At 71.3% G+C, this 4,679-nt stretch carries 3 protein-coding genes; 1 reads left to right on the top strand and 2 read right to left on the bottom strand.

The annotated features are described in order from the left end of the window. Nucleotides 1-2,646, top strand: a 2,646-nt coding sequence (locus U9977_RS11850) for a winged helix-turn-helix domain-containing protein (RefSeq protein ID WP_322749284.1), incomplete at its 5' end; no start/stop codon positions are given. On the opposite strand, the gene U9977_RS11845 is transcribed toward U9977_RS11850, so the two are convergent. After that, a complete protein-coding gene (locus U9977_RS11845) occupies nucleotides 2,647-3,192 on the bottom strand; it encodes a phage tail protein (protein WP_322749283.1) in 546 nt (181 codons plus the stop codon). It lies immediately after the preceding gene. A gap of 9 nt (nucleotides 3,193-3,201) precedes the next feature. After that, the coding region (locus U9977_RS11840; protein ID WP_322749282.1) for a putative baseplate assembly protein at nucleotides 3,202-4,679 on the bottom strand (1,478 nt) is incomplete at its 5' end.

Raw genomic sequence — 4,679 nt, 5'->3', positions numbered from 1 at the left:
CTGGCCGAGCTGGAGGCCCGACTCAACGACCCGCTCCTGCTTGTTCTCGACGACCTGCATACCATCGACGGGAATACCGTTGACGGGAATACCGTCGAAAACTGTCTTCAATTACTCCTCGACTACCTCCCGAGGAATCTGGTGCTGCTCGTCGCGTCCCGGGTGCGGCCGGCACTGAGCATGGACCGGCTCCGCCTGGCCGGCCAGGTACGCGAGGTCGATGCGGACGAGCTGCGGTTTCGCACGTGGGAGGTCGAGGAGCTGTTCCATAACTGCCACGGCGTCCGGTTACGGCCTGAGGAGGTCGCGGCGCTGGCCCGCAGCACCGGGGGTTGGGCCGCCGGTCTGCAACTGTTTCATCTCGCGACACAGGGAAGGCCCGCCTCGGAACGGGCCAAGCTGTTGGCCGGGCTCGGCGGGACCCGACTGACCAGGGAATACCTGACAACGCACGTGCTCAACGCGGTCAGCGCGGACGACCGTGACTTCCTCGTGCAGACCAGCGCCTTCGACCGGCTCACCGGGCAGCGCTGCGACGTCCTGCTCGAACGGACCGACAGCGCGCACCGCCTGGCAGACCTGGAGCGGCGCGGGCTGTTCACCTTCGTCGAAGGGGATGGCCGTACCTACCGTTACCACGAGGTGCTACGGGTCCATCTCCTGGAGCGGCTCGTGATCGACCATGGCGAAGCCACGGCGCGCGCTGTCCACCGCAAGGCGGCGCAGCTGTGCGAAGCCGACGGCGCGCTCGGTGACGCGGTGCGTGCCTTCTGCCGCAGCGCCGACTGGGACCAGGTGCACCGCCTGGTCGGTCAGCAGGGCCGTTCCCTCGTCGACGAACCCACCGGATGGGCCGACCTGCTGCCCCCCTCGATCCGCGACTACGACCCCTGGGTACTACTCGCGCTCGCCCGTCGTCTGGTCGCCGAAGGATCCCTGGACGCCGCGCTGGACACCTACCGGGAAGCGGGCCGGAGGTTCGGCGTCGAGCCACCGGTGCAGGTCGGACGCGAAGCGAGCGCCCTGCACGAGTGGCTCAATCCCGCTCCCCGCCGCGCGGCATCATGGTTGCACGTCATGCGCGCCGCGTTCGACGATCCGTCCGCTCACATCCACGGTCCGGCGGACACCCCGCAGCTGCGCCTCGCCCGGGCTGTCGCAGCCCTCGTCGCCGGGGACATCGCCACCGCGAGGCAACGCTTCGAGCACCTCGTCCACGCGGGCGACACCGCCCTGATGATCGAGGCGGCCGCCCTGCTGGGCCGGGCGATCTGTGCGGTGTTCGGCAACGAACCCGACGCACGCATGACCGCGAACGATGCGGTGTGGGCCGCGGAGGCGGTGGACTCACCGCAGCTGTTCCGCCTCTGCGCCGGGGTGGCTGCGATGGCCGTCGACGCGACCCCACATGTGGAGCATCTGCGCGAAAGCTGCCGCCGCAGCAACGACCGGTGGGGCGCGGCGCTGCTGACCCTGCTCGCGGGCCTCACCGGACTCGCGGAGCCCAACGCCCGACTGGCCGCGCACACGCTGCTGGTCGCAGCCGAACGCGAATGCGCCGACCTGGATGCCACCGCGCTGGTCGCCTGGGCGAACGCCGGTCTCCTGGTGGCCCTGCGGTCGTCGGGCCAACCCGTCGACAGCTCGCGTGCCCGGGCGGTGCTGCGCACGGCCACCGCGATCGGCCCGCTGCCCCACGCGCTCGCCCTCATCGGGTCGGCCCCGGGACCCGCCCCTGCCGATCCGCACGCGGTCGCGGTCACGCTCGCCACGAATGCCGGGGCAGGAGCGTGGCTGCGGCTCCTGGTGGCCGACCCCGATTCCCCCGATGGCGTGACAGGGCCGGCCGTGACAGCGCACCCGCCGGTGCCGCGCCTTGTCGTTCGCTGTCTGGGCGGTCTCGCGCTCGAGCTCGACGGTCGGACGGTTGACCTCAGCGCCGTTCAGCCACGCAACCTGGAGCTACTCGGTCTACTCGCGGTGAACGCCAACCGCCTCCTGCCGCGCGACCGGCTGATGGATGCGATCTGGCCCGACGCCGGACCGGCACAGGCCAGCCACAGCCTTCAAGTGGCGATCAGCGCGATCAGGCGGTTACTGGAACCCGACACGCCCCGGAGTCAGCGCGGTCTGCTGCGCCGGGTCGCCAGCAGCTACCGTCTGGTCCTGCACGACGACGGCGACCTCGACATCCACCGGGTCAGGCTTGGACTGCGGCGGGCGGCATCGGTCCGGCGGGGCCGGGATGATGGTCCCGGACCCGGACCCGGACCCGGACCCACAACCGAATACCAGCACCTGATCGACGCCGTCGACCTCTACACCGGCGACCTACTACCCGAATACGACCTGCCCGATCTGATCGTCGAGGAGCGCACCCTGCTGCGGGATGCGGTCGCCGGTGCCTGCGAACGCGCCGCGGAGATCGCTTCTGGTGACCGACGCCATGCTGACGCCGTGCGCCTGGCCGAACGCGGCCTGGAGATCGACCTTCACCGGGACGGGCTGTGGCATCTGCTCATGGCGGCGCTGCGCGGGGATGGGCACCACGCCGCCGCGACCAGCGCGCAGACGCGCTATGCGGCGGTCCTCACCGATCTCGGCATCGTCCCACCAGGCCTCGTCCAACCAACTCACCGCGCGTGATCAGGAACGTAGATGCTCCACCCGGTGCGGCACGTGCGCCGGCTTCGCGGACGCAACCGCCGCGCCGACGGCGGCCAGGTCGGTGCCCGGCGGTACCCGCACCACCAGGAGTGGCTCCGGGCGCCCGGGCAGCGCGCCGTGCGGCCGTGGGGAAAAGCTGACCCCACCGTTGTCGAACACCTCCGCCTCCACGCCGGCGGCTGCCCGCACCGCGGCGACGATCCCGCGCAGAGTGCCACGCCACCGTCGTGCCTCGGCCGCGGCGGCGACGACCGTTCGTGACCATTCGGGCGACCACCCGCCGTCGATGCCGACGGCCAGCCAGCCGGCGAGCCACGGCAGAAAGTCCGCGGGCGTCAACGCCGGGTCGAGATAGGCGTCGAAGTTGTCCAAGGTCGCCAGGATGGGCGCGAGCACGTCGTCGAAGGCGGCCAGCATGCCGTCGATAACGCCGGGTTCCAGCAGGACATCGGGCTTGCGCAGCACCTCGGGAAGCCCGCCGCGCAGCGGAAAGGGAGTGCCCAGCCCCTCGATGGCTCCGCGCATCGCCGGCCCTCAGTCCCGCATCATCAGGTCGACCTGATGGTCAAAGCTGAAGACCAGACTGGTCGGCGGCAGATCGATCCGCTCGACCGGGTCGAGGCGCGCGCCGGTCAGCGGGTTGCGCTGGAACAACACCACCTCGTCGACAAACCCCAGCTCGGGCACTGCTCGCAGGACCCCGAAAATGTCACCGACGTGCACCGAACGGCCGAACGGCCAGCCCGTGCCTGCGGGACCGCCGGTGATCGGATGCAGGTACCGGTACAGCGCACGCAGCGCGGCCCGTTCGGCGGCGTCGGGTGTCACCAGGTGCGCCGGGGCGACCCGGGCGACGACGGAGGTCCCCACGTAGGTCGGCGGCTCCACGCTGACCCGGGCGCCGACGACGCGGCGGTCGTCCAGATAGCTCCTGATCGCCGCGCCCGTCCGCTCGGGTACGACGAGCTGTGTGAGTACGAGGCGCCCGTCAGCGTCCGACGGTGCCCGCGGGACGAGCAGTACCCGCACCGCGCCGCCGTCCCGGCCGCTGGTCTCCACGACGCACCGGACCCGGGCGATCTCGGGTGCCGCCTCCCGGGCGAGTACCTCGAAGTCCGCTGCCGTCACAGCACGGTCGCGGGAGCGCAGGACCAGCGGGCCGCGGGTACGTGCCTCGTCCACGCTCTCGCCGTCGACGCCGCCGGTGGCGGGTCGGCGGTTGTAGACGGCGGAGACATAGGGAATCGACGACCGCAGCATCACCAGCGCCCGCGCGGTGACGTTGCCCTGGCGACCGCCACCTGTCCGGAACGGCCGGACGCGGATCACCGCATCCTTGGGGGGCACGGCCCCGTACTGGCGCACGGTGGCGTCGGCAAGGCGCACCATGGGTCCGAAGCGGACCTCCCCACTGGTCGCATCCAGGGTGAAGTGCCGGTCGGTCGGACCGCTGTCGGCGAACGACGCCACCCACTGCCACGCCTGCCAGCCGGTCGTGCTGGTCGGACTGGTCGGGCTGGTCGTTCTGGTCGTGTCGTCCCGGCGGGGGTCACCGGCACTGACCTCGATCACGACCGGTTCGGACGTGGTGAGCACCGGCGCATGCGGAAGCCGGAACGACTGGCCGGCGACCCCCTCCGAACGACCCAGCACCTGGCCGGCGACAAGCGCGCCCTGGACGGCGTCGACGTCGCCGCCGACCGTTGCGCCGGTGACCGACACGATGCGGGGTGACTCACGGTAGGGCTTCACTCCCCTGCGCAGGTCGTCATCTGACAGCTCCACCACCCGGCAGCGCACCCATGCCGAGGATCGACCGCCGACGCTGCGCACGGAATGGGTGCGCGGCAGGTGCAGCTCCACGACCCCGGTTGTGTTCAGACCGTTGGTGGTGTCCTGCTCGACCTCGCACGGGCACCACGCATCGCCGTCCCACGCCTCCCAGGCCAGCGGTGGTCGCCGCGGATCGATTCCGTGGCCGGCGACCTCACAGGTGAAACGCAGCAGCACGA

The organism is Protofrankia sp. Cas8 (assembly GCF_963555845.1).
GTDB lineage: Bacteria > Actinomycetota > Actinomycetes > Frankiales > Frankiaceae > Protofrankia.
This window is presented reverse-complemented; position numbering and strand designations above follow the sequence as displayed.